Raw genomic sequence first — 24,328 nt, 5'->3', positions numbered from 1 at the left:
CTTAATTTTACACCGGTTTTTATATATTTTCAACAGTTTCTGCACGAAATGCGGTTTTTTATTGTAGATTTTTGCTTTTGGTTTAGGCTCACTATCTGACGGTAGAGAAGGAATTCGGCGTATGGAGCTATCCGTATCCCATAACCTTTCAATAGCGTTCAAAGTGCAGTTTTTTTGTAGTAAACTTAAATCCAATCTGGGCGGACAGGGACACTTGTTCCCGATGAAGAAGGAGGCGTAAAATTAGCCCGTTTAAAACCGACAAGACGCTGCCCATGGCAGGGTCCGATAAAGTGTGCCCAAAAATAAATGACAAAAAGCAGAACCCCCCTTTAGGTGCTTAATTAAAGCTGAAGAAATGGAAAAAGGACTATTACACTGAAAATTTCCTGTTTTTTCAGTGCAACAGCCCCCTCTTATGTTGTGGCCTTATTTAGGTTAAAGCGGTATATTTTACTCGGATTTAATTTCCTTCCACATGTCATTGTAGATGGTATCCACATCGTCTCCCAGATACTGGATAATCTCGCAGTTAGACAGCTTATCTAAATCAGGGAACAGGGCCTTGTTGTTCTTAAGGTCGTGGTCCAGCAAATCATAGGCGCCTGTGTTTGGCGTGGCGTAGGTGATATATTCAAAGTTCTTTTTGGCGATGTCAGGGCGGCACAGGAAGTCAATCCACTTCTCCGCATTTTCCTTGTGCTCCGCGTTAGCCGGAATAACCCAGGAGTCAATCCAGTAGTTGGTTCCCTCCTCGGGGATTACATACTCCAGGCTGTAATCCAGACCCTGTTCCGCCACTGCATCCTGGATGTAGAGCATTTCCCCGGAATAAATCACGCCCACAGCAGCCTCGCCGCCAATCATCTTATCCCTTACCTGGTCAATCACATATGCCTGGACAAGAGGCTTCTGCTCAATCAGCAGATCACGGGCCTGGGCCAGTTCATCGGAATTGGTGCTGTTTAAGGAATATCCCTTCATCTTCAGAGCCACGGTAAATGCGTCTCTTACGCTGTTCTGCATGAGAATTTCGCCGCTTAAGCGCTCATCCCACAAATCAGACCACTTGGTGGGAGCGGGAACGCCCAGCTCCTCCAGACGCTTGGTGTTGTAGAGAATTCCCATGGTTCCCCAGCAGTAGGGTACGGAATACTTGTTCTCAGGGTCAAAGCCCTTGGAGATATCCAGATATTGCTGGCCGATTTCCTTATAATTTGGAATGTTGTCAAAGCTGAGTTCAGCCAGAAGATTGTTTTCAATCATGCGCTGAATCATGTAGTCGGAGGGACATACAACGTCGTATTTCACAGCGCCGGCCTCAATGACAGGATACATCTCCTCGTTGGTCTCAAACACATCGTAGACAACCTGTATGCCGGTTTCATCCTCAAACTGGGTGATGACATCCTCGTCAATGTACTCGCCCCAGTTGTATACGTTTAACTTGTTGTCTTCCTTGTTTCCTCCTTCGGGGGAGGAACCGGATTTGCCGCAGCCGGTTAAGAGGGCGGCGGACAGAACTGCCATGGATGCGGCAGCAAGGGTGATTGTCATTTTCTTTTTCATAATCGTTCTCCTTTAATGTCTGAATTCGGTTATGCCTTTTCCGGTTTTTTAATGGACCGGAAGTTAACAAAGATGAGAAGAATCAGCACGGTCAGAAATATAATGGATGACAGTGCGTACATGGACGGCCGTATGCCGCGCCTCACTTCACTGTAAATCAGGGTGGACAGAGTGTTGATGCCTGCGCCCTTTGTGAAGTGGGTGATGATAAAGTCATCTAAGGACATGGTAAACGCCAGCAGAAAGCCGGAGAGCACGCCGGGCATGATATCCGGGAACACCACCTTGAAAAATGCGTACATAGGGGATGCGCCCAGGTCCAGGGCTGCCTCATAGGTGTATTTATCCGTCTGCTTGAGCTTGGGCATGACGCTTAGTATGACATAGGGTATATTGAATGTGATATGGGATATAAGCACAGTCTTAAATCCCAGGGAAATACCAAAGGCAATAAAGGCCAGCATCAGGGATATACCGGTTACGATGTCGGCGTTCAGCATGGGTATATTGGTTATGCCCATGACAATGGTCCTGGGCACTGTCCGCATGGAACTGATGGAGATGGCCGCTGCCGTGCCTATGATCGTAGCCACCAGGGCCGATACAAAGGCTATGATTAACGTGGTGGTCAGGGCGCTCATGATGGAGCGGCTGTCAAACATCTGGGTGTACCACTGCAGGGTAAATCCGCCCCACTGGGTCCTGGACTTGGATTTGTTGAAGGACAGGACCATCATGGTAAGGATGGGGGCATAAAGGAAGAACAGTATGAGCACCATATAAAAATCTGATATGATTTTCCGCAGTACTTTTGAACTCTTTGTCATCAGAATGCAGTCCCCTCTCCGTTTTTATCGTATTTGGCTATCATGGCCATGCTGATTAAGATAAAGACCATGAGGACCAGTGAAAGTCCGCTTCCCAGATGCCAGTTGCTTCCCCTGGTAAATTCCTGTTCAATGACATTGCCGATGAGCAGGATTTTGCTGCCGCCCAGCAAATCGGAAATAACGAAGGTGGTCAGGGAAGGGACAAACACCATGGTGATGCCGCTGATGATGCCCGGTATGCTTAAGGGTAGCCATATCCTGGTGAAACGTTCAAAGCTGTTGGCTCCCAGGTCCATGGCGGCATTTATAATATTATCGTCTATCTTGGACAGCACATTGTAAATGGGAAGCACCATAAAGGGCAGGAAGTTATATACCATGCCCAGCACAATGGCCGACGGGGTGTTAATCATGGACTGTGAAGGAAGGTGAAGCCAGTTAAGGATACCGTTAATGACTCCGTTTTTCTCCAGCAGTGTCTGCCAGGCCAGGGTTCTCAGGAGGAAGTTCATCCACATGGGAAGGATAAATATGAACACAATGAATCCTCCTGCAGCGGCTCCGCGGCCTCTCAGTATCATGGCCAGCGGGTATGCGATCAGCAGACAGAGAACCGTGCTCACCAGGGACAGTCCAAGGGACAGCCACAGCGCTTTTGCGTGGTCCGCGGAGGCAATGGCAATGACATTGGCCATGGTCAGGCCGCCTCCCTTGTCAGTCAGCCCGTACCATATAATCATAGCCAGCGGAATCAGTGTAAAGCCGGCCATCCAAATGAGATAGGGACCTGATAACAGCGCCTTGCCGATGGCGGCGCCTTTTTTTTCGCTATTCATTGACTCCCAGCGCCTCCTCGTCTTCAGAAGCAGGCTTGTTCATGATCTGGATTTCAAAGGGCTCCACATGGATGCCCACCTGCCGGCCTACAGGAAACATATCGGTGGAATGCACCAGCCATTCGAAACCGTCCGGGGTGGTCACTTCCATCTCATAGTGGACGCCCTTGAAAATCAGGTGGGTCACAACACCCTGCAGGGTGCCGTCCTCAGGCTTTACAAGGTCAATGTCCTCAGGCCGGATGACCACATCCACAGGCTTATTATTGCCAAATCCCTTGTCAACACATGCAAAGCGGGCGCCGAAGATTTCTACCAGTTCGTCCCGGATCATGATTCCGGGCACAATATTGCTCTCACCGATGAAGTCTGCCACGAACGCATTTTCGGGCTCATTATAAATCTGTTCAGGAGAACCCATCTGCTGGATGTATCCCTGGTTCATGACCACGATGGTGTCAGACATGGTCAGAGCCTCCTCCTGGTCATGGGTCACATAGATAAAGGTAATTCCCAGCTCATTCTTAAGGCGTATCAGCTCGTACTGCATATCCTGGCGCAGCTTTAAATCCAGCGCGCCAAGGGGCTCGTCAAGGAGCAGCACCCTGGGTTCGTTGACAATGGCCCGGGCAATGGCGATACGCTGCTGCTGGCCGCCGGATAAGGAGTCCACGGTCCGGTTCTCATAGCCGGGCAGGTTTACTAGCTTCAGGGCGTATTTGATTTTGTCGTCAATATAGGCTTTTGGCTTATTTTTGATCTTTAAGCCAAAGGCAATATTTTCCGCGATGTTCATGTGGGGAAACAGCGCATACTTCTGGAATACGGTATTTAACGGGCGTTTGTTGGGTGGAATCATGGAGATGTCCTGTCCGCCGAAGATTACCTTTCCTGTGTCAGGGGTGGTGAAGCCGCCTAATATACGCAGGGTAGTGGTCTTGCCGCAGCCGCTGGGGCCGAGCAAGGTGACGAAGCTGTTCTCCCTGATGGAAAGGTTCAGGTCGTCCAGGACCAGCTCGCCGTCAAAACTTTTTGATATGTGCTGTAAATCAATGAAAGGCTGGCTCATGATAATCAAAATCTCCTTTATCTTAATGTGATTAAAAACTTGGCGGCGAGCTCACCCACAGAAGAAGGGCCCCGTTCTTGCTTGTCAGGTAATGTTTCTTATCCGGCGTGAAGTAGAAGGATTCCCCTTTTTTTGCCTTGTATGTCTTGCTGCCTATATGGATGGATATGCTTCCCTGGAGCACGTATCCGAATTCCTCCCCTTCATGGGGATTATCAGGATAGGTGGAGCCTCCGGCCTTTAAGGTGAGGAGGATGGGCTCCATCACATTCTTCTGGGCATTGGGGATAATCCATTTGATTTCATTATTTAAGTCTGTATCGATTTTCTCAAAATAATCCTGTTTGCCAAATACTACCTGTTCATCCGGCGTCTCATTGAAGAATTCACCGATGGTGGTGCCCAGGCATTGCAGAATGTCCATCAGGGTGGCTATGGACGGAGATGTCAGGTCACGTTCCAGCTGGGAAATGAATCCCTTGGAAAGCTCGGCCCGGTCAGCCAGTTCTTCCTGGGTCAGACCCTTTAACACCCGCAGTTCCTTTAGTTTACTTCCAATTTCCATGGAGCTCCTCCCTGTCTCGCGTTTCTGAACAAAAAGTTTACAAATACTAACTGACTATAAAAATAAGCAAAAAGTTTAGTAATAATAAACAAGCGCGAATTTCATTATACATTAAATCAGTGGTATGTCAATACCCTTTTTAAAAGATTTGGCAGATAAGTTCAGGGACAGGTTGGGAGATGAACAGAGGGGGACAATTTCACAAACTTCCAGTTAACAAATTCACAAATTTATGATATGATGTTTTTAGTCTAAATTGAAATAAAAACCGACATAAATCAGGGAGGTACAGACAGGTATGAGCGGAAAATATATGGCATATGTAGGATCCTATTCCTACACCGGAAAAGCAAAAGGAATTACAGTGTATGACGTGGATGTGGAAAACGGGACATTTAGGGAGAGGTGTGAGATGGAAGTGGACAACTCCTCCTATGTCATTGCTTCCAGCGACGGGAAAACCCTGTACTCCATCGCGGACGAGGGGGTTGTATCCTTCCGAATCCTGCAGAACGGAAGCCTTGCAAGACTGAACAGCGCTCCCATCCGCGGCATGAGGGGCTGCCACCTGTGTACTGATATGGAAGATAAATATGTATTTGTCTCAGGCTACCATGACGGCAAGACCACGGTTCTGAGCCTTAACAAGGACGGTTCCGTGGGGCAGATTGTGGACGAGGTGTTCAATAAGGGATATGGCAGCGTGGCTGAGCGCAACTTCCGTTCCCATGTGACCTGCACCAGAAGGATGCCCGACGGCAGGTATGTTCTGTCTGTGGACAACGGAACGGACCAGGTAAAGGTATACCGTTTCAACGACAAGGATAAGAGACTGTTCCAGGTAGACGCCATTCACTGCGACCTGGAGTCAGCTCCAAGACATTTCCGCTTCAGCTCCGACGGACGGTTCCTCTATCTGATGCATGAGCTGCAGAATGTAATCTGCGTTTATTTCTATGAAACAGGCGACAGGGCGCCTGTGATTGAGAAGATACAGACCATTTCCACCACCTCCACCAGGAATCCGGGCAATCTGACGGCTGCCTGCGCCATGAGGCTGTCTCCGGACGAGAAATACGTTTACTGCACCAACGCAGGCGAAAATACAGTAAGCATCTACAGCAGGGATGAGAAATCAGGACTTCTCACCATGATTTGCTGCCTGCCTGTCAGCGGGGAATATCCAAAGGATGTGGCTGTATTCCCGGATCAGAAGCACATCGCGTCCATCAACCATGACAGCGGCAGCATCAGCTTCTTTGAGGTGGATTATGAGAAGGGCCTCATCGTTATGTGCGGACGCAGCGTCATGGTGAACGAGCCAAACTGCTGCGCCATTGCAAAGATTGGAAATTAGGCTGATAAGGCGGTTGGGCCATTGATACAGGAGGACAGGAGACAGCATATGGCAGGATCTACATTGGGAACAATATTGAGAGTGACGACCTGGGGAGAATCTCATGGAGAGGGAATCGGCGTGGTGGTGGACGGCTGCCCGGCCGGACTGCCTCTGGAGGAAGGGGACATCCAGTCCTATCTGAACCGGAGAAAGCCGGGCCAGAGCAAGTTTACCACGGCCAGACAGGAAGGGGACCAGGTGGAAATCCTGTCCGGCGTGTTCGGGGGAAGGACCACAGGAACTCCCATCGCGCTGGAGGTGCGCAATACGGACCAGCGTTCCCATGATTACAGCAATATCATGGATATTTACCGTCCCGGCCATGCGGATTACACCTTTGACCAGAAGTATGGATTCAGGGATTACAGGGGCGGCGGGCGGTCCTCAGGCAGGGAGACCATTGCCAGGGTGGCGGCGGGAGCCATCGCCTGCAGGCTTTTGGAGAGCCTGGGAATCACGGTCAGGGCCTATACGCGCGAGGTGGGCGGAATCGGTATTTCCCGGGAGCGCTTTGACCTGGACGAGATGTGGAATAACAGGCTGTACATGCCGGACGCCCAGGCGGCAGCCCGGGCAGAGACCCGGCTGGAGGAGCTGATGGCCGGGAAGGACTCCTGCGGGGGCGTGGTGGAATGTATTATCCGCGGTATGCCCGCCGGAGCAGGCGAACCTGTATTTGAGAAGCTGGATGCGAACCTGGCTAAGGCCATGGTGTCCATCGGCGCGGTCAAGGGATTTGAGATAGGAGATGGCTTTGCCGCCTCCAGGGCGCGGGGATCTGAGAATAATGACGGATTCGGCATATCCCATAAGGCGGCGGACGGCAGCCTGTATTTTAACGGCAGGATTGGAAAGCAGACCAATCACTCAGGGGGAACACTGGGAGGAATCAGCGATGGAAGCGATATCGTGATGCGGGCAGCGTTTAAGCCCACGCCCTCCATTGGGCAGCCCCAGCGCACCGTGAACCAAAAGGGTGAGGAGACCGTGGTGGAGATAAAGGGCCGCCATGACCCCATCATCGTGCCAAGGGCCGTGGTGGTGGTGGAAGCCATGGCCGCATTGACGGCGGCCGATATGCTGCTTCTGTCCATGACATCCAGGCTGGACCGGGTGCAGGCATTCTTTGCGCAGGACAGGGTATAAAAGACCAGACATAATATAGGGAATAGATAAAAGGAGAAGAGGAATCATGAAGATTGCAATTGGTAACGACCATACAGCCATTGAGCTTAAAAACATCATCAAGGAGTTTGTGGAAGGAAAGGGCTATGAGGTCATTGACCTGGGAACCAACTCCACTGAGAGCTGCGACTACCCCATATACGGCGAAAAGGTAGGACGGGCCGTGGCCGACGGCCAGGCTGACCTGGGAATCGCCATCTGCGGCACCGGCGTGGGCATCTCTCTGGCAGCCAACAAGGTAAAGGGAATACGAGCCTGCGTGTGCAGCGAGCCTTATACCGCAAAGCTGTCCAGGGTGCACAACAACTCCAACGTACTTGCCTTTGGCGCCAGGGTAGTGGGCAGCGAGCTGGCCAAGATGATAACAGAGGCGTGGCTGGACGCTGAGTTTGAGGGCGGAAGGCATGAGCGCAGGGTGAATATGATTATGGAGATTGAGAACCGGTAAGATGTGGATGGCACGCGGGTGTTCCTGGCGGAACTTGTACGTGAACCTAAATTTGAAATAATAATTTACTGCAACAAAAAAGCGCCCGTCTGTCTTTTCTCCCTAGCGTGGGAAAAGACAGCGGGCGCTTTTAAATATTTGGTGGATGAAGAGTCACGGGCGAAGTTCCCTACAAGTGTCGGCGTACCATCCCACCACTGTACCTTTTAATAGTTCTCTACTTTCCTCTCAAAATAAGCCTTCGGATGAGCACAGCAGGGACATACTTCGGGAGCTTCCGGTCCCTCGTGGACGTATCCGCAGTTTCTGCACTTCCAGCCAAGAGGCGCATCGCCCTTAAAAGTTTTGTCGTTCTTTAAGCTCTCTAACAGCTTATTGTATCTTCTCTCATGTGCAGCCTCAACCTTGGCAACCAGTTCAAACTTAACAGCCAGTTCCTCGAAGCCTTCCTCCCGTGCTTCGCGGGCCATACGGGCATACATATCGGTCCACTCGTAATTCTCGCCTGCTGCCGCGTCAGCCAGATTCTCCTCAGGAGTGCCGATGCCGTGCAGTTCCTTGAACCACATCTTGGCATGCTCTTTTTCCTGGTCCGCGGTCTCCAGATATAAAGCGGACATCTGCTCATAGCCTGCTTTCTTGGCAGCGGATGCATAATAGGTGTACTTGTTGCGTGCCTGGGACTCGCCTGAAAATGCGTCCTTTAAGTTCTGTTCCGTTTTGGTTCCTGCGTATTTTGATGCCATAAATTGTACCTCACCTTTCTCTTTTGTTTCGTTTTTTACTACCTATAAACTATTGTATCCTGTTATTTACAGAAATTCAATCTAAAAATCAATAATTTTACAGCTGTTCAGCTATGCCAGATAAGAATACAGGCAGCCCTGGGGAGACCGCCTGCATTCCTGGCTTGGAGGGTAAAATTGATTCTATGTCAAATTAGCCGAAATATCTGTTTAACAGACCCTCAAATGCCTTGCCGTGACGGGCCTCATCCTTAGCCATCTCATGAACAGTGTCATGGATTGCGTCCAGGTTCAGAGCCTTTGCTCTCTTGGCCAGGTCGAACTTGCCTGCGGTAGCGCCGTTCTCAGCTGCAACTCTCATCTCCAGGTTCTTCTTGGTGGAGGAGGTGACAACCTCGCCTAACAGCTCGGCAAACTTGGCTGCGTGCTCTGCTTCCTCAAAAGCAGCCTTGGCCCAGTACATGCCAATCTCAGGATAGCCTTCTCTGTGAGCAACCCTTGACATAGCCAGGTACATGCCCACCTCGGAGCATTCGCCTTCAAAGTTAGCTCTTAAATCCATCATGATATCTTCAGGAGCGCCCTGAGCCACGCCAACCTCATGCTCGCATGCCCATGCCATTCCCTCGGAAGCCTGCTCCTTGAACTTGGAAGCCGGAACTCCGCACTGTGGACATTTCTCAGGTGCATTCTCTCCCTCGTAAACATAACCGCAAACTGTACATACCCATTTCTTCATAATCAATATTCTCCTTTTCCTTTATAGAGCTTAATGTGAATCACCAGGGATTCATTTATTTGCTAAATTAATAATAGTAATTGTTACTGATATTAATATAAACTACTTAAAGGAATTTGTCAATAGGTATTTGAGAAAAATTCATTGTATTTTAAATTACCCTGGTCCAGGCTGCCCAGTAAGCGGCCTAACAGGGTGCTGAATTCCTGCGCTTTGATGCCGTCCATGTGGCCGTCGTAGTCCCAGTACCCCTCCATACCGCGATCCATAAGTTCAGGCTTCATATAATTGAAGTTATAATATTCCAGGCCCCAGCCTTCTAAGAGGTTTTTGAAATACTGGTGGGACTGCCCATAGGAACCGGCAAACGCATCCAGGGTTTTCTGTGGGACAGGGGTGGTGATGACAGTAAGTTCAATGCCGTTTTTCCGGCAGAACTCTGCTATGCGGTTAAAGTAAAGCTCTGCCTTGGGCTTTACCTGGCTCTCATCCCAGGGAATGTTGTTGAAGGTGCCTTTATCCTCGCCCTCCACACGGTCCCGGTAGATGAAGCCGCGGCCCGCGTAATGGCCCCCGGGGATTTCCAGGGCGGACGGGTCGTAGTTTTTATAGGAAGGGCTTTGCCTGCGGCGTATATGGTCCGGTACCTGGCCTATGAGGTTGCGGTAGTAGCTCCATGGGGCCAGTGCAGAACGGAAATCCAGATTTATGATTTTGTCCAGGAAGTAGGAAGCCTTTGACCTGGAGGCAGGGAACTCCTGATAGAAGAAAATCTGGGTGGAACCGCTTCGCTGTTCATTCATCCAGTATGAGGGGTCCAGCTCGTATACAACGCGGGAAGGCGACTGGGTTTCACAGGCCAGCCGCAGCATGTGGTACATATCGTCAGGGTAGGCGTCCGCCATGCAGAGACTGACGGAGCTGCCGCCGGAGGCAGCATCCACACAGAAGGGATCAATGCCATACTGCCCATGGGAGGTGCCAATGAAAATCGTGTCGTATGTTTCGCCGTTTCTAAGGTTATGAAGGTTGATTCTCACAGAGCTTGGGGGTATAAAACCATAGTTGAGGGCTGCCGTGATGCATACGCACAGAGCCAGAAACAGGATGGCTCTCAGCCACCCTGGGAACTGTTTGTGAAACCGGTCCGTCATTTGGTCAGAATTGCGCATATATAAAACCTCCTCCTGTCATGGTAATCTGGCCCAGTAGCGGTATGGAAAAGAGCAGCATCAGATAGACGCACCATCTGGCGGCCAGGGGCTTTGCAGCCAGGGCATCCCGCATGCTGACATGGTTTTCCTGGAGAAGGCTGACTGTGAACAGGACCACGCAGGAAAGGGCCAGGGCCCCACAGTCCTTGAGATCCAGACCCAGCCTCAGAAGGCTGCCGTCCGTTAGGGCGGACAGGGTAAAGCCGGCAACGGTATTCTTCATCATGGCCAATGCGGCTCCCAAACTTTCTGCCATGTCAAAATACCAGCTGATATTTACAAGAAGGAAGGTCCTTAAAATCCGGACCGCGGTCCAGGGGCTGGATTCAGCCGGTATATGCAGTTTCCGGGCCATTTGTGTGTAAATGGGGGCCAATAGATTGCCGGCCGCAATGATGATTCCGTTATAGAGTCCGTAGACAATGAATTTCCAGGCAGGCCCGTGCCAGACGCCTACCAGAAAGAATACCAGCAGATTGGCGATACACACAGGCAGTACCCGGCTTACATGCTTTCCAAAATGTTTTTTGCAGTATTTTCCTAATTTGTTCATGCCCTTTGAAAGAGAAAAGGGATAGAACACATAGTCCTTCATCCAGGTGCCCAGTGTGATATGCCAGCGGTGCCAGAAGTCTGATATGGACCGTGCAAAATAAGGGCGCTTAAAATTGGCGTCCAGGGATATGCCAAAGCACTCCGCGGCGCCCATGACTACATCCATGCCGCCAGAGAAATCGCCGTAGAGCTGAAGGGAATAGCACAGTACGCCGGCTATCACCAGGATGCCGTGATAGGACTGGTAATTGCCGAATACTTCACTGACAACCACAGCGGCCCTGTCCGCTATGACGATTTTCTTGAAATAGCCCCAGAGCATGAGCTGAAGTCCCCTCTCTATCCGGGTGAGGCTGAAGCGTTTCTGCCCGTATAGCTGTGATGCCAGACGGTCGTACCGTCCAATGGGCCCCTGCAGAATCTGGGGAAAGAAGGAGACAAAGAGGGCAAAACGGAAAGGATTCCGGTCCGGAGCGTATTTGCCTCTGTACACGTCGATGAGATACCCCATGGACTGGAAGGTATAAAAGGATATTCCCAGCGGCAGCAGAAGCTTTGCCGGGGAAAAATGGGTGCCGAAGAGAAGGTTCATGTTATCCGCAGCAAAATTGCGGTATTTTAATGCTGCCAGGATACCGAAGTTTATGAGGAGGACCAGAGCGGCAATCCATTTCTTGCGTTGTTTGAAGCGCTCCTTTAAGGCTTTTTTTTCGTCCGTGGAAAGGGGGTGGAGAGGATCGTCGGGGCGCAGGGCGCGCTTTAGAGCGCGGTCCGTGTGCTCCAGACACAGTCCACCCAGAAAGGTAGTGACGGTAGTGGTCAGGATGAACACTGCCGCCGCCGGGCCGGAGGCCAGATAGAATATATAGCTGAATATGAGCAGCCATACCCATTGGAGCTGTCTTGGTATCACATAATATCCTGCCACTGCCGCGGCCAGAAACAGCAGGAACTTCATTGAAAGAAAAGACATGACATACCCCTCTAATTGTCCTTAAGGCGCTCTACCATGTCCCAGAGGGCCTGGGCAGAGTTGAAATTCTCCGGAATAATGTCCACCGGAGATATCTCGATTCCAAATGCATCGTTCAGCTCGCTGACAATGGACAGGATATCAAAGGAATCCAGATACCCGTCGTCAATCAGGCCCGTGCATGTCCTGAAATCCACCGTCGGTTTTATGTCTTCTAACAGTTCTAATAATTCATCCATTTTATTGTTCTCCTTTTATGTGTTTATGTGTTGTCACCGCATCCCTGAAAACCGATTTGTGCTTGATATAGTTCCATGGCAAAGCCGTCGTTGAGTATATCCGTGGGGAAGGCGTCCCGCACCAGGGAAAGCCCCTGTTTCAGTGTGTAGGTGAGGACTACGGGAAGCTGACGGCTCAGAAAAAGATAAATGCCTTCGGTAACGGAATAAGCGCCAATGCGGTCAAATACCAGCAAATCCCCTGTCATCAGGCCCTCCAGGGGAAGATTTTTTACAAGTATGTCTCCCGATGTGCAGAGAGAGCCGCACACGGTCCACCGATCGCCGGAGGTTTGGGACGCGGGGGGCCGGGCCGGATTGTCCTGAGGCAGATACCGGTAAGCTGGCACCTTCATGGCCATGGTCTGGCCATAGTAGTTTACGTGGTTAATGCCGCCGTCCACAATGCAGTAATTCTGTCCCTGGCAGCGTTTTGCGTCCGCCACACGGGTCAGATAGCTGCCGCAGGGAGCGGCCAGGAAACGGCCTGCCTCGAGAAAAATGATACCTTTGAAATTCAGGGAATCAAGAATTTTTTTGAATTCTTGCAAAAGAGTTTCTTCGTCCGTCTGCTCCTGTCCTTCAAAATAAGGTATCTGGAAACCGGGGCCATATTCCAGCTCCCGGAACTCAAAATTCATATGTTCCCTGACAAAAACCAGAAATGAATCCAGTTTTTCCAGCTCTTTTTTTATCTTTTCCATTCCCCTTTTCTGGGTTCCGGAATAGTACTGGAGGCCTGCCAGGTCCAGATGGGGATAGCAGCCCCGGTTACGGATTGAGGCAAGGATATCCTCCTCGTCCATGCCAAACTGGTTGCCGCTGGTCAGGCGGACCAGCACCCTGACCCCGGTACGGCCTGCTGCTGCGGCACAGGTTTCCAAAAGACTGAGCTGATTTAAGGATTCAGCGGTGTAAGTGCCGGCTCCCTGCTCCGCCATGACCCAACGGATGTGGGCTTCCTCCTTATTGACCCCGGAGAGGACTATTTTTTGGGCCGGCACACGGGCGCGGCGGCAGATATCATACTCTCCTGGGGAACAGACCTCCAGGCCGCCGGCAGCCCGGGCAGCGGCAGCTGTCAGGAATGGGTTGGCCTTCATGGCGTAATAGATGTTCACCTGTTTTCCGAGGAGCTGTTCCATGCGCCGGATGCGCGAGATAAACGCGTCTAAATCAAATATATAACACGGCGTATTGTATGTCCGGGCAGCTTCCTGCAATATATTGTTATCCATAGAGCCTCCTGAGCGCCTGCCGGTCCACTTTGCCGTTCCCGGTACGGGGAAGTTCCGTCAGGTTTCTGTATAAATTGGGAAACATGTAGTGCGGCAGAAGAGATTCCAGGCCAATGGCAATGTCCCTTTTGACTGCGGTACCCTCATAGAAGGCCGCGATTTTATTTTTTTCTTCCAGGAACAGGCATACCGCCCTGTCCACGCCCTCCACGGTTTCCAGGGCCGCCTCAATCTCGCCAAGCTCGATCCGGTGTCCCATGTGCTTGATTTGAAAATCCTTACGGCCGTTGAAATACAGAAGCCCGTCCCTGCCGTAGCAGGCCAGGTCGCCGGTCCTGTATATGGTCTCAGGATAGCAGGAATTGAGGGGGTTCTGGACAAAGGCCATGGCAGTGCGCCGCGGATCCCTGTAGTAGCCCAGAGCCAGCGCGGTTCCCGCCACACAGAGTTCGCCGTTTTGCCCGGGCTCTGTAATCAGCCTGTTATTTTCATCCAGAAGAAATACTGTTTCGTTGGGAAATGGCCTCCCGATGGGAATGGGCGTTCCGGGTTCAAATTCCCGGTCCACCACATAGTAGGTGCAGTTGCAGGTAATCTCCGTGGGGCCGTACAGATTTACAAACAGGGCCTTTGGCAGGCAGCTGCGCCAGGTGTTCAGATGCTTTACCGGCATGACCTCCCCGCTGAAGAGAATCTTATTCAGATGAGAGGGCACGCGGTAGGTAAAGCCTTTCAGGGTGGTGATGATGCACAGGGCGGAAACAGCCCATATGGCCGTGGTGATTTTCCTGTCACACAGGTAGTCCAGAAGGCCGGTGGGGATGGAAAACAGTTTCTTTGGAATGACCTCCAGTGTGGCTCCTGTTTTAAGGGCAGAGTAGATGTCCTTTACGGATACGTCAAAGTCAAAGGGCGCCTGGTTGCCGATGATATCATCCTGTGTTATATGGAACAGGTCCGTAAAATGCCCGATAAAATCAATGACGGAGCGGTGGCTTGCCACCACACCCTTGGGTACGCCGGTGGAGCCGGAGGTAAAGATACCGTACAGAGGATCCGTATCTGTGGACTGTCTGCGGATGGATGCAAGGAGACCGGGATTCAGGGCGTCATCCGGAAGAGACATTAAGTCCTCCAGGGGGAGTATCTCCCCTGAAAAGGAGACAGGGCCGGCCAGACTAAGGCTTTCCTTATCTGCAATCATAAGGTCCGCCTGCAGGGTGTCCAGAATCCGGTTCAGACGTTCGGCCGGCTGGCCTGCGTCCAGGAAGACATAAAAACAGCCCGCCCGGACAATGCCCATAAAGGCGGTCAGGGTAAATACATTCTTCTCTGCCAGCACGGGAACAGGGCGGCGCGGGCCTGTTTTCTGTCCCAAAACACTGCCGATTCTCATGGACAGGTCTGACAGCCGGCGGTAGGTAAGGCTTGTATGTTCATCGGCAAAAGCCGTTTTATGGGGATAGGCTTCTGCGGATTCTTCAAGAAAACAAAGGACATTCTGTATCAATAATAGGACCTCCCACAGCAGGTATTTTTTCAAGCATTTTCGTGCTTAGTCTAGCACAGATGGATAATGGGTTCAAGGCTTTAATTATGAAGATTCTATGACAATTGCCGCATGCAGTAGAAAATAAAAAGGAGAAGATCGCGATCTTCTCCTGATTCTGTAAAAGTCATAAGCCGGACAGCGGCTGTTTATTAGCCGAAGTATCTGTTTAACAGACCCTCAAATGCCTTGCCGTGACGGGCCTCATCCTTAGCCATCTCATGAACAGTGTCATGGATTGCGTCCAGGTTCAGAGCCTTTGCTCTCTTGGCCAGGTCGAACTTGCCTGCGGTAGCGCCGTTCTCAGCTGCAACTCTCATCTCCAGGTTCTTCTTGGTGGAGGAGGTGACAACCTCGCCTAACAGCTCGGCAAACTTGGCTGCGTGCTCTGCTTCCTCAAAAGCAGCCTTGGCCCAGTACATGCCAATCTCAGGATAGCCTTCTCTGTGAGCAACCCTTGACATAGCCAGGTACATGCCCACCTCGGAGCATTCGCCTTCAAAGTTAGCTCTTAAATCCATCATGATATCTTCAGGAGCGCCCTGAGCCACGCCAACCTCATGCTCGCATGCCCATGCCATTCCCTCGGAAGCCTGCTCCTTGAACTTGGAAGCCGGAACTCCGCACTGTGGACATTTCTCAGGTGCATTCTCTCCCTCGTAAACATAACCGCAAACTGTACATACCCATTTCTTCATAATCAATATTCTCCTTTTCCTTTTTATAATGATGACCAGGAGCCGGACAATGGATGTCCGGTCATCCTGACATGTTGCTGATAATCAATAATAGTAATTATTACTGATATCAATATAAATCATTTAGGCTGGTTTGTCAATAGCTTTATCAACTTTTTTTTGTAAACAGCTGCTGCACCGTCCGTAGAACAGTACGTAGTATAACTCGATTTTAATAAGTTTACATTATTATCCTGAAAACCAAGGGAAACGTGCGCCCAAAGCACGGACACGTAAGCCAAGAAATCAGATTACTACCAATGCTTAAATTGTAAGCTTATTTAAATCGAGTTATAGTAGTGGCTGTCAATGATGCCTGGCGCATGTTCCTGGGCTTCCTTATTCAGGTCCTCCATGGCGCCTAATTCCATGTCGTAAACCTGATTACACTCGCTGCACACAAAATGGTAATGCTGACGGGTATCTCCATCAAAGTGAACAGCACCGTCCCCGCAGGTCAGCTTTCGTATCTCGCCGGTCTCAGCCAGCAGATTCAGGTTACGGTAAACCGTTCCCAGACTGATATTGGGAAATTCTTCACGGATGCTGGCGTATAGGGCGTCTGCCGTAGGATGGTCGTGACGATTCATCAGACAGGCTTTGATGGATTCCCTCTGACGGCTATACTTTAGAGCTTTCATCGCATCTCCTTCTCTTATAAAGATAATAATAATAATTACTGTTTATATTTTATCAGAGGATGGATACCCTGTCAAGGGTTGAAAATACCCTGCATCCAGCTTATGAAGGAAACAGGGTATATCATACATATATCAGGCATGATGCATTATTTTTTTGGCGCGTAGTCCAGCCGTTCTTTGGCAATGCGTATGAATTCATGGGCAGCCCGGGACATGTAGCGGCCTTTGTGGTAGCCGATTCCCAGGACGCCGTGGGCCCGCGTGTAGTTCAGGGAATAGAGGTTCAGGTGGTTCTGCTCCAGAACCGCGCTGCGGTAGGAACGGGAGGCAGGGTCCGGGGACATGAACATCTTGGGATAAAAGGTGATTCCCATACCCTTGCCGCTGAGAGCCAGCACAGTTTCAATGTTTTCTGTCTCCAGCACGATCCGGGGGCTCATCTGGGCATCCTCGAAAATCTCATCCGCTATGGTGCGCACACGGTTCCCCTTTTTTAGCAGTACAAAGGGGCAGTGCTCCAGAATCCGGATATCAGAGGTGGCGCGGAGCTTTTCCTTCATTTCCTCCACCTGGCCTGGATATGCCTTTTCCAGAATGTCATCCGGAACAACCATGAGGATCTCTTCATTACAGATGGGAACTGTCTCCACATTTTCCGCTGTAAAGGGCAGCAGGTCAATCATCAGATCAATACTTCCGTGGAGCAGGTCTGAGGCCAGCTGGCTGGAATTTCCTTCCGCCAGGTGAAGCTCGATGCCCGGAAACTGGGACTGGTAGGTGGGCAGAATTTCCGGCAGGATGACCCTGCCGCGCGTATGGGATACGCCGATGGAAAGCTGTCCCGTGGAGAAGTCCTTTATGTCGGAGATTTCCTTGTAGGTCTCATCCCGCAGATCCAGAAGCTCCCTTGCCCTGGTCTTTAAGGCCCTTCCCGCATAGGTAAGGGTCAGAGGGGAGGTGCGGTTGAAGAGAATCACGTCAAATTCCTTTTCCAGGTTGGATATATGGTTGCTCAGGGACTGCTGGGAGATGTAGAGCTTCCTGGCTGCGCGGGTAAAATTGAGCTCCTCGGCAGCCACCAGGAAATATTCCAGGTTCAGGAAATTAATCATGACTCATTTCCTCCCGGAGCGTTTCCTTCCTCCATTGTAACGGGCCGGTACAGGTGACCGCAGCGCTCATCCTCCCGCTGGGCCAGGATGGCGGCTGCTTTGGGAAGAAAGCAGCACAGCCGGTCCAGGGAGGTGTTGACTATCAGCTCCCGTGGAAAGTTCACTTCCTCCAGGAGAGCGTGCGCAAAGGCGTGATTGCCCGCGTCCGCTTCGCAGTGGGCATCGCTGTTTATAATGATGCTGGTGCCGTAGTGTCTGCACAGTTCCAGCATTTTTATATAATTATTCCTGGCTCCCACGCGGAAGCTTAAGGGGTTTAAGGAGCTGTTGTTTACCTCCAGAAGTTTATGGTGTTCTCCGGCGGCAGCCACCAGTGTATCATAGTCTATGGGGAAACGGCTGTCATCCGGATGTCCGATAATATGGATCAGGGGATTTTTAAGCGCCCCCAGGTAAGCGTTAGTATTCTGAAGCGCCGTGCCGCTGTGGATACAGGGCTGGTGCAGGCTGGCTATGGCATAGTCCAGGGGTTCCAGGACGCTCTGTTCCAGGTCCACGGTTCCGTCATAATCCATAATATTCAGTTCCACGCCCATCATCAGCCTGACGCCGTAAAGGGTTCTTGGCAGGACTTTAAAATTGATGAAATGGAAGGAATGGCAGCTGCCGGGCATGGCAGGGGCATGATCGGAGCATCCGAACAGGGACAATCCTTTGGCCGAAGCCGAGTGAACCATCTCGTAAAGGGAGTTATAGGCATGGCCGCTGGCCGTTGTATGTGTGTGCAGGTCCAGTAAATCTATCATGGAAAGCAGGTCCTTTCTAGCGAACATTGAGACGTTTTAGCCGCTGAATGCATCATATCATATTTTCAGGACAGTGAAAAGGCGTAAAAAAAGGATAAAAAATAAAAAAGGTATAATTTTCGTCATAAAACTATAGAAATATTAGGTGGGTTGTTGTTATAATGGTAAGGAATATATTTTGGTAAAATGTACAGAAGGCGAGGAGAGTAATTATGAGTGAAGAACTGAACAAAGAGCTGGAGACTGAAGTGACGGAAGAGGTAAAGGAGGCTGCGCCCGTGGAGACCATGGAGGATTATGCGGCCGAACTGGAGGCTTCCTATAAGACCCTGAACCAGAGACACATCGAGATTGCCGAGGAGGAGAGCGGCGAGGGGGAGAAATGGGCCCGGTTCGCTCAGATGATGGAGGACAGGACCGTTGTCAAGGTTAAGATTGCCGAGGCAGTGAAGGGCGGCGTGGTCACATCCCTGGAGGAAGTGAGGGCATTCATTCCCGCATCCCAGCTGTCCACAGAGTATGTGGAGAAACTGGAAGACTGGCAGGGCAAGTATGTGGAGGCTGTCATCATCACGGTTGATCCGGAGAAGAAGAGACTGGTGCTTTCCGGACGCGAGGTGGAGAAGGAGAAGAAGGAAGCGCAGAAGAAGGAGCGCATGGCCCAGTTCAAGGCCGGGGATATCGTGGAAGGCACTGTGGACAGCATCAAGCCTTACGGCGCCTTCATTAAGCTGGACGACGGCGTGGACGGACTGCTTCACGTTTCCCAGATCAGCACCCAGAGAATCAAGCATCCCAGCGCGGTCCTGACCGAGGGACAGACCGTGAAGGTAAAGATTCTCTCAACACAGGAGGGCAAGCTAAGCCTGAGCATGAAGGTTCTGGCAGAACAGCAGGCAGACAGAGAAGAGCATGAGACATTTGACTACAAGGAGACCGGTACGGTATCCACAGGGTTAGGCGACCTGTTAAAGGGGCTTAAACTCTAGGCTTAAGGTAAGGAGGGATAGGAATGACCAATATCCCCAAAGCGGACGACCAGGTTGACCAATGGCGTTCAGTGATGTTTCTCTATGATTCAGCACTAAAAAAGGTCAATACAAAGATTGAAATATTAAATAACGAGTTTGCCAACCGTTATGATTATAACCCCATCGAGCATATCAAATCCAGACTGAAGTCAGCTGAAAGCATTGTCATGAAGCTTAAGAAGGACGGATATGAGGTGACCATTGAGAATATGATGGAATGCCTCAGCGATATCGCCGGTATCAGGATTATATGTTCGTTCACGTCGGATATCTACCAGATAGCCGACATGATAGCGGCTCAGGGGGATGTGACTGTCCTTCATGTAAAGGATTATATCAAGAACCCCAAGCCCAACGGATACAAGAGTTATCATATGGTAGTAACTGTGCCGGTCTATCTCACGGATGGACCGGTGGAGACCAAGGTGGAGATTCAGATACGTTCCGTTGCCATGGATTTCTGGGCCAGCCTGGAACATAAGATTGCGTATAAGTTCGAGGGAAATGCCCCGGAGAACCTGCTGAAGGAACTAAAGGCCTGCGCCGATATGGTGGATATGCTGGATGCCAAGATGTTTTCGCTTAACGAGGCCATCACGGCATTTGCCAGGGAGCAGAAGGAAAGGTCGGAAGAATCTTAAGTGAACCGATTGATAAAAGAGACAGACCAGGTAATTAAACTGAACCTGCGCCAGCTGGTAATTTTTGAAGTATTGTTCCGGCTGGTTGCAGGCACATTCTATATCAGGCTGGTAAACCAGCTCCTAAGGTTCTCGTTGCGCATGGCAGGATACAGTTATCTGACCATGAGTAATATGGGAGCCTTTCTTCTGCGCCCGGCAACCATTGTCTGCGCCCTGGCAGCGGCGGTGCTGGGCATGGTGCTCATGGTGGTGGAAATCGGGGGCCTTATCACTGCCTACCAGTCCGCGGCCTATTCCATGCGGGTGGATTCCGTGTACATTTTAAAGGGCGCGCTGGGCAAGGCATGGGATGCGTGTAAGGGCAGGAACTGGAAGCTTCTGCCCCTGGCTCTGGCTGATTATCTGATGATGAACAGCTATCTGCTGCTGCGGATTCTCACAAGGATAAAACCCCTTAATTTTGTCATGTACGAAATCCTGCACGCGCCGGCTGCCCGACTGGGGCTGGTACTGCTGGCGGCTGCTCTGGTGCTCATAGGGATACCTACCATGCTGGTGTTCTTTGCCTGCATGATTGAGCAGAAGCAGTTTGGCGACGGCTTCAGAAGGAGCATGGAGCTTTTAAAGGGACGCAGCCTCAGGGCGGTGGTCCTGCTGGTGGTGGTGAATCTGGGGCTGGCTGTGGGACTGGTTCTCATATACGTGGTCATTGTGGTGATATCCGCCGTGATAGTCACCCTGTTTGTGGACAGCTATGCGGCCATGGCTGTTCTGTCAGCCGTGTGCGCCAGACTGGAGCTGGTGGTCCTGTTCATAGGAGGAATATTGGCTCCCCTGGTGGACTTTGGAGCCCTGACCGTGATATATTACCAGTATGGCATGAAAAGTGCCCATGGAGCGCCCTGGGATTTTACCATGCCCTATGAGCTGCATTTAAAGAGAAAATGGATACTGACCATAACAGGGGCGCTGGCAGGAGCCAGCCTGTTTCTCATATTCGATATGGTATATAACGGAACATCCCCTGACTGGGATGTGCTGGGGCAGACAGAGGTAACGGCCCACAGGGGAAGTTCCCGGATGGCCCCGGAGAATACCATGGCGGCTATTGAGGCGGCCATGGAGGAGATGGCGGATTACAGTGAGATCGATGTACAGACAACTGCGGACGGCATCGTGGTGGTATGCCACGATCTGAACCTTAAGCGGGTGGCAGGGGTGGACCGCAGGCTGGGAACCATGACCTATGACCAGGTAAGCAGGCTGGATGTGGGAAGCCATTTCAGCCCGAAGTTTGCCGGGGAGCGTATACCCACCCTGGAGGAAGTGCTGGAAGCCTGCAAGGGCCGCATGAAGCTGAATATTGAGCTTAAGAATATAGGGAATGATTCCAGTCTGCCGGAGCAGGTGGCTGCCCTGGTCCGGGAATATGGAATGGAGGAGCAATGTGTCATCACTTCGGTTAAGCTGGGATATCTGGAGCGGGTGAAGGAGATGGCTCCTGAGCTGAGGACAGGATACATCCTGGCGGCTGCCTACGGAACGTATTACGATAATGAATATATTGACTTCATCAGCATCCGTTCCAGCTTTGTGGGCAGGAAACTGGTGGAAGCAGCCCATGAAAAGGGCAAGGCGGTCCATGTATGGACCGTGAACAGCAAGACAGAGATAGAACAAATGAAACTGTTAGGTGTGGACAATATCATCACGGATTATCCGGTGCGGGCCAGGGAGATACTCTACAGGGAGGAAACCACCGAGACCCTTATGGAATATCTGAAAATGATGCTGAGATAAAAGGAGATAAAATCATATGAGAGCAGTGGTACAGCGGGTGACGCAGGCCAGCGTGACCGTGGACGGAGAATTGTTGGGAAGGATTGGAAAAGGTTTCCTTATCCTTTTGGGAGTGGCGGACGGAGACACCAGGCAGATGGCTGAGAAGATGGCGGATAAGATTTGCCGTCTGCGGATATTTGAGGATGAAAATGGAAAAACTAATCTCTCACTGGAGGATGTGGAGGGGGAATTGCTGGTGGTCAGCCAGTTTACCCTGTACGCGGACTGCCGCAAGGGAAACAGGCCCAGCTTTATAAAGGCAGGAGCTCCCCAGATGGCGGAGTCCCTGTACAAGCATTTTATGGAGCGGTGCAGGACCCATGTGGATGTGGTGGAGAAGGGACGGTTTGGAGCAGACATGAAGGTAGAGCTTCTCAATGACGGACCCTTTACCCTGATGCTTGACAGCCAGGAGCTGTTTGGAGAGTAGACAGCGGGAAGAACTGACACCGGGAAGAACTGACACCGGGAAGGCGGCGCATGACTTAGTGCGGTAAGGGGCTGTAAACAGGCCCTGATGAAAGGAGATGGCAGGACATGGCAAAGATGATGGAGACTGTGCTGTACTATAATCCGGGCAGACCGGAGACAATGAAGCATGTGGCTATGATGAAGAGCGTACTGGTCCGCATGGGCGTGCGCATAAAGAATATAGGACCGGAACAGGTCCTGGAGAAGGTTGGATATCTTGCCGGGATGGAAGGCTATGAGGCCGCTAAAGAAAGCGCCGGGGCTGTTCCGGGAAAACTTCCGGTCATACCGGAGGAGGTCATGGTATTAAAACAGTTCTCCGGCCAGAGACTGGACATGCTGCTGTCCGGACTGCGCGGGGCCGGTGTGCCCAGGATTGCCCTGAAGGCAGTGCTGACAGAACATAACAGTGACTGGACCTTCTACCATCTGTACCAGGAATTAAAGGAAGAACATGAGACCATGACGGCAGGGCAGCAGCCATGACAGATCCTGTCAGGAAAAGGCAGCTGGAGGAGCTGGACCAGGTGACATTGTGCGCCAGGATTCTCTGCCAGGCCAGAAGCGAGCTGTATGTAAACATGAAATTTCTGGATGTGTCCCTCAGCAGTCTGGGCTTTGAGGCTGACTGGGCAAGGGAGGGACTGGGGACGGACGGGCATCTGATCCACTATGGGCCGGATTATCTGCTGGGCCTGTATAAAAGGGGCAGGACGCTGGTGAACCGAGGGTATCTCCATATGCTGTTCCACTGCCTGTTTTGTCATATGTATACACGTAAGGGCAGGGATAAGGGATACTGGGACCTGTCCTGCGACATTGCCATGGAGTACGTCATTGACGGATTATACCAGAAATGTGTCCATGTGCCGAGGAGCGCCCTCAGGAGGGAGATGTATCTCAGGCTTGAGAAGGCTCTGGCGGAAAAAGGGCATGTCCTGACAGCGGAGCGGGTTTACAGGGCCCTTTTGGAGATGGAGCTTCCTGAACGCCGCCTGGACATGCTGAAGGCGGAATTCTTCGTGGACAGCCATGATCTGTGGGAGCAGGAGGACAGCCCCAAGATCGCCCGGTCCAGGCAGAATGAGTGGAATGATAACCGGGAAAAGATGCAGACGGAGCTGGAAACCGGTTCAAAGGACGCGTCTGAGGACAACCGGAGCCTGCTGGAGGAAGTGCGGGTGGAAAACCGGGAGAGATACGACTACAGCCGGTTTCTGCAAAAGTTTGCGGTTCTGAAGGAAGAAATGCAGGTGGACCCGGATTCATTTGACTACGCGTTTTATACCTACGGCTTGTCCCTCTACGGAAATATGCCCCTCATCGAGCCCCTGGAGTCCAGAGAGGTATACCGGGTGGAGGATTTCGCCATTGTCATTGACACGTCCATGTCCTGTTCCGGGGAGCTGGTGAGACGGTTCCTGGAAGAGACTTACGACGTGCTGTCTGAGACTGAGAGTTATTTTAAGAAGGTCCATTTACACATCATACAGTGTGATGACGCTGTGCGATCGGACGTGCTGGTTACAAGCCAGGAGGAACTGAAGGCTTATATGGATGATTTCGAGATTAGAGGAAGCGGGGGAACGGATTTCAGACCGGCATTTGAATATGTGAACGGGCTTAAGAAAAGCCGTCAGACAGCCTCCCTAAAGGGGCTTATTTATTTCACGGACGGCAAGGGAATCTATCCGGTTCAGGCACCCTCCTACGACACGGCCTTTGTGTTCATAGAGAATATGTTTTCCGATGAATCCGTGCCTCCCTGGGCCATGAAGGTGGTGCTGGAGGAGGAACAGATTATGGAGTACAGACCGGGAAAAAGGAACGGACATGGACAATAGAAGCAGG

25 protein-coding genes are annotated in these 24,328 nt (G+C 51.2%); 9 read left to right on the top strand and 16 right to left on the bottom strand.

Annotation, left to right across the window (positions count from 1 at the left end; translation table 11 throughout):
- Positions 1 to 453: 453 nt before the first annotated feature.
- From LA360_RS17340 to LA360_RS17320, 5 genes are read right to left on the bottom strand one after another with little or no spacing between them, the layout of a single operon-like run.
- The gene (locus tag LA360_RS17340; RefSeq protein WP_112481432.1) at positions 454 to 1,569 is read right to left on the bottom strand and encodes an ABC transporter substrate-binding protein; all 1,116 of its coding nucleotides are present in this window, start codon (positions 1,567 to 1,569) and stop codon (positions 454 to 456) included.
- Positions 1,570 to 1,598: 29 nt separating this feature from the next.
- Positions 1,599 to 2,396, bottom strand: a complete 798-nt coding sequence (locus LA360_RS17335) for an ABC transporter permease (protein WP_002586755.1) — start codon at positions 2,394 to 2,396, stop codon at positions 1,599 to 1,601.
- Positions 2,396 to 3,235 carry an ABC transporter permease gene (locus tag LA360_RS17330; RefSeq protein WP_002594371.1) on the bottom strand — a complete coding sequence of 280 codons (840 nt, stop codon included), beginning with the start codon at positions 3,233 to 3,235 and terminating at the stop codon, positions 2,396 to 2,398. The genes LA360_RS17335 and LA360_RS17330 overlap by 1 nt, the downstream gene beginning before the upstream one ends.
- Entirely contained in the window at positions 3,228 to 4,304 is a 1,077-nt protein-coding gene (locus LA360_RS17325; RefSeq protein WP_002586757.1) for an ABC transporter ATP-binding protein, read from the bottom strand. The genes LA360_RS17330 and LA360_RS17325 overlap by 8 nt, the downstream gene beginning before the upstream one ends.
- Before the next feature lie 31 nt (positions 4,305 to 4,335).
- Complete coding sequence (locus LA360_RS17320; RefSeq protein ID WP_002586758.1) at positions 4,336 to 4,869, bottom strand: helix-turn-helix domain-containing protein; 534 nt, start codon at positions 4,867 to 4,869, stop codon at positions 4,336 to 4,338.
- Between the two features lie 298 nt (positions 4,870 to 5,167).
- Here LA360_RS17320 and LA360_RS17315 point away from each other — a divergent pair, with 298 nt between their 5' ends.
- From LA360_RS17315 to rpiB, 3 genes are read left to right on the top strand one after another with little or no spacing between them, the layout of a single operon-like run.
- Positions 5,168 to 6,226: a lactonase family protein gene (locus tag LA360_RS17315; RefSeq protein ID WP_002586759.1), complete on the top strand. Its 1,059-nt coding sequence runs from the start codon at positions 5,168 to 5,170 to the stop codon at positions 6,224 to 6,226.
- Between the two features lie 48 nt (positions 6,227 to 6,274).
- Positions 6,275 to 7,414: a chorismate synthase gene (aroC, locus tag LA360_RS17310; RefSeq protein ID WP_002586760.1), complete on the top strand. Its 1,140-nt coding sequence runs from the start codon at positions 6,275 to 6,277 to the stop codon at positions 7,412 to 7,414.
- Positions 7,415 to 7,460: 46 nt separating this feature from the next.
- The gene (gene rpiB / locus LA360_RS17305) at positions 7,461 to 7,901 is read left to right on the top strand and encodes a ribose 5-phosphate isomerase B (RefSeq protein WP_002586761.1); all 441 of its coding nucleotides are present in this window, start codon (positions 7,461 to 7,463) and stop codon (positions 7,899 to 7,901) included.
- A gap of 206 nt (positions 7,902 to 8,107) precedes the next feature.
- On the opposite strand, the gene rbr is transcribed toward rpiB, so the two are convergent.
- The 11 genes from rbr to LA360_RS17250 form a co-directional block, all read right to left on the bottom strand.
- Positions 8,108 to 8,647 carry a rubrerythrin gene (gene rbr / locus LA360_RS17300; RefSeq protein WP_002586762.1) on the bottom strand — a complete coding sequence of 180 codons (540 nt, stop codon included), beginning with the start codon at positions 8,645 to 8,647 and terminating at the stop codon, positions 8,108 to 8,110.
- A gap of 193 nt (positions 8,648 to 8,840) precedes the next feature.
- The gene (locus LA360_RS17295; RefSeq protein WP_002586763.1) at positions 8,841 to 9,386 is read right to left on the bottom strand and encodes an NADH peroxidase; all 546 of its coding nucleotides are present in this window, start codon (positions 9,384 to 9,386) and stop codon (positions 8,841 to 8,843) included.
- Positions 9,387 to 9,505: 119 nt separating this feature from the next.
- Positions 9,506 to 10,558 carry a hypothetical protein gene (locus LA360_RS17290; protein WP_002586764.1) on the bottom strand — a complete coding sequence of 351 codons (1,053 nt, stop codon included), beginning with the start codon at positions 10,556 to 10,558 and terminating at the stop codon, positions 9,506 to 9,508.
- A complete protein-coding gene (locus LA360_RS17285) occupies positions 10,545 to 12,128 on the bottom strand; it encodes an MBOAT family O-acyltransferase (protein WP_112481431.1) in 1,584 nt (527 codons plus the stop codon). The genes LA360_RS17290 and LA360_RS17285 overlap by 14 nt, the downstream gene beginning before the upstream one ends.
- An 11-nt stretch (positions 12,129 to 12,139) precedes the next feature.
- Positions 12,140 to 12,367, bottom strand: coding sequence for an acyl carrier protein (locus tag LA360_RS17280; RefSeq protein WP_002586766.1), 228 nt, complete (start codon positions 12,365 to 12,367; stop codon positions 12,140 to 12,142).
- A gap of 23 nt (positions 12,368 to 12,390) precedes the next feature.
- Entirely contained in the window at positions 12,391 to 13,644 is a 1,254-nt protein-coding gene (locus LA360_RS17275) for an alanine racemase (protein WP_002586767.1), read from the bottom strand.
- On the bottom strand, positions 13,637 to 15,154 hold the full coding sequence (locus tag LA360_RS17270; protein WP_002586768.1) for an amino acid adenylation domain-containing protein: 1,518 nt from the start codon (positions 15,152 to 15,154) through the stop codon (positions 13,637 to 13,639). The genes LA360_RS17275 and LA360_RS17270 overlap by 8 nt, the downstream gene beginning before the upstream one ends.
- A gap of 191 nt (positions 15,155 to 15,345) precedes the next feature.
- Positions 15,346 to 15,891 carry an NADH peroxidase gene (locus LA360_RS17265; RefSeq protein ID WP_002586763.1) on the bottom strand — a complete coding sequence of 182 codons (546 nt, stop codon included), beginning with the start codon at positions 15,889 to 15,891 and terminating at the stop codon, positions 15,346 to 15,348.
- A 320-nt stretch (positions 15,892 to 16,211) separates the two neighbouring features.
- Positions 16,212 to 16,571: a Fur family transcriptional regulator gene (locus LA360_RS17260; RefSeq protein ID WP_225537593.1), complete on the bottom strand. Its 360-nt coding sequence runs from the start codon at positions 16,569 to 16,571 to the stop codon at positions 16,212 to 16,214.
- 146 nt (positions 16,572 to 16,717) lie between these two features.
- A complete protein-coding gene (locus LA360_RS17255; RefSeq protein ID WP_002586770.1) occupies positions 16,718 to 17,683 on the bottom strand; it encodes a LysR family transcriptional regulator in 966 nt (321 codons plus the stop codon).
- On the bottom strand, positions 17,680 to 18,489 hold the full coding sequence (locus tag LA360_RS17250; RefSeq protein WP_002586771.1) for a phosphatase: 810 nt from the start codon (positions 18,487 to 18,489) through the stop codon (positions 17,680 to 17,682). Before LA360_RS17250 ends, LA360_RS17255 begins: the two co-directional genes overlap by 4 nt.
- A 212-nt stretch (positions 18,490 to 18,701) precedes the next feature.
- Between LA360_RS17250 and LA360_RS17245 the strand changes: the two genes are divergently transcribed.
- From LA360_RS17245 to LA360_RS17220, 6 genes are all read left to right on the top strand, one after another.
- Positions 18,702 to 19,478, top strand: coding sequence for a S1 RNA-binding domain-containing protein (locus LA360_RS17245; RefSeq protein ID WP_002586772.1), 777 nt, complete (start codon positions 18,702 to 18,704; stop codon positions 19,476 to 19,478).
- A 23-nt stretch (positions 19,479 to 19,501) separates the two neighbouring features.
- A complete protein-coding gene (locus tag LA360_RS17240; protein WP_002586773.1) occupies positions 19,502 to 20,161 on the top strand; it encodes a GTP pyrophosphokinase in 660 nt (219 codons plus the stop codon).
- Positions 20,162 to 21,964 (top strand): glycerophosphodiester phosphodiesterase, encoded by a 1,803-nt coding sequence (locus LA360_RS17235; RefSeq protein WP_002586774.1) that lies wholly within the window; start codon positions 20,162 to 20,164, stop codon positions 21,962 to 21,964.
- A gap of 16 nt (positions 21,965 to 21,980) precedes the next feature.
- Positions 21,981 to 22,436, top strand: coding sequence for a D-aminoacyl-tRNA deacylase (gene dtd / locus LA360_RS17230; RefSeq protein ID WP_002568982.1), 456 nt, complete (start codon positions 21,981 to 21,983; stop codon positions 22,434 to 22,436).
- A 107-nt stretch (positions 22,437 to 22,543) separates the two neighbouring features.
- Complete coding sequence (locus tag LA360_RS17225; RefSeq protein ID WP_002586775.1) at positions 22,544 to 22,963, top strand: DUF3783 domain-containing protein; 420 nt, start codon at positions 22,544 to 22,546, stop codon at positions 22,961 to 22,963.
- Positions 22,960 to 24,321 carry a vWA domain-containing protein gene (locus LA360_RS17220; protein ID WP_002586776.1) on the top strand — a complete coding sequence of 454 codons (1,362 nt, stop codon included), beginning with the start codon at positions 22,960 to 22,962 and terminating at the stop codon, positions 24,319 to 24,321. Before LA360_RS17225 ends, LA360_RS17220 begins: the two co-directional genes overlap by 4 nt.
- Positions 24,322 to 24,328 lie beyond the last annotated feature (7 nt).

Source organism: Enterocloster clostridioformis (genome assembly GCF_020297485.1).
Classification (GTDB): Bacteria; Bacillota; Clostridia; order Lachnospirales; family Lachnospiraceae; genus Enterocloster; species Enterocloster clostridioformis.
The sequence above is the reverse complement of the archived record's forward strand: the minus strand, read 5'-3'. Positions and strand labels throughout refer to the sequence as shown.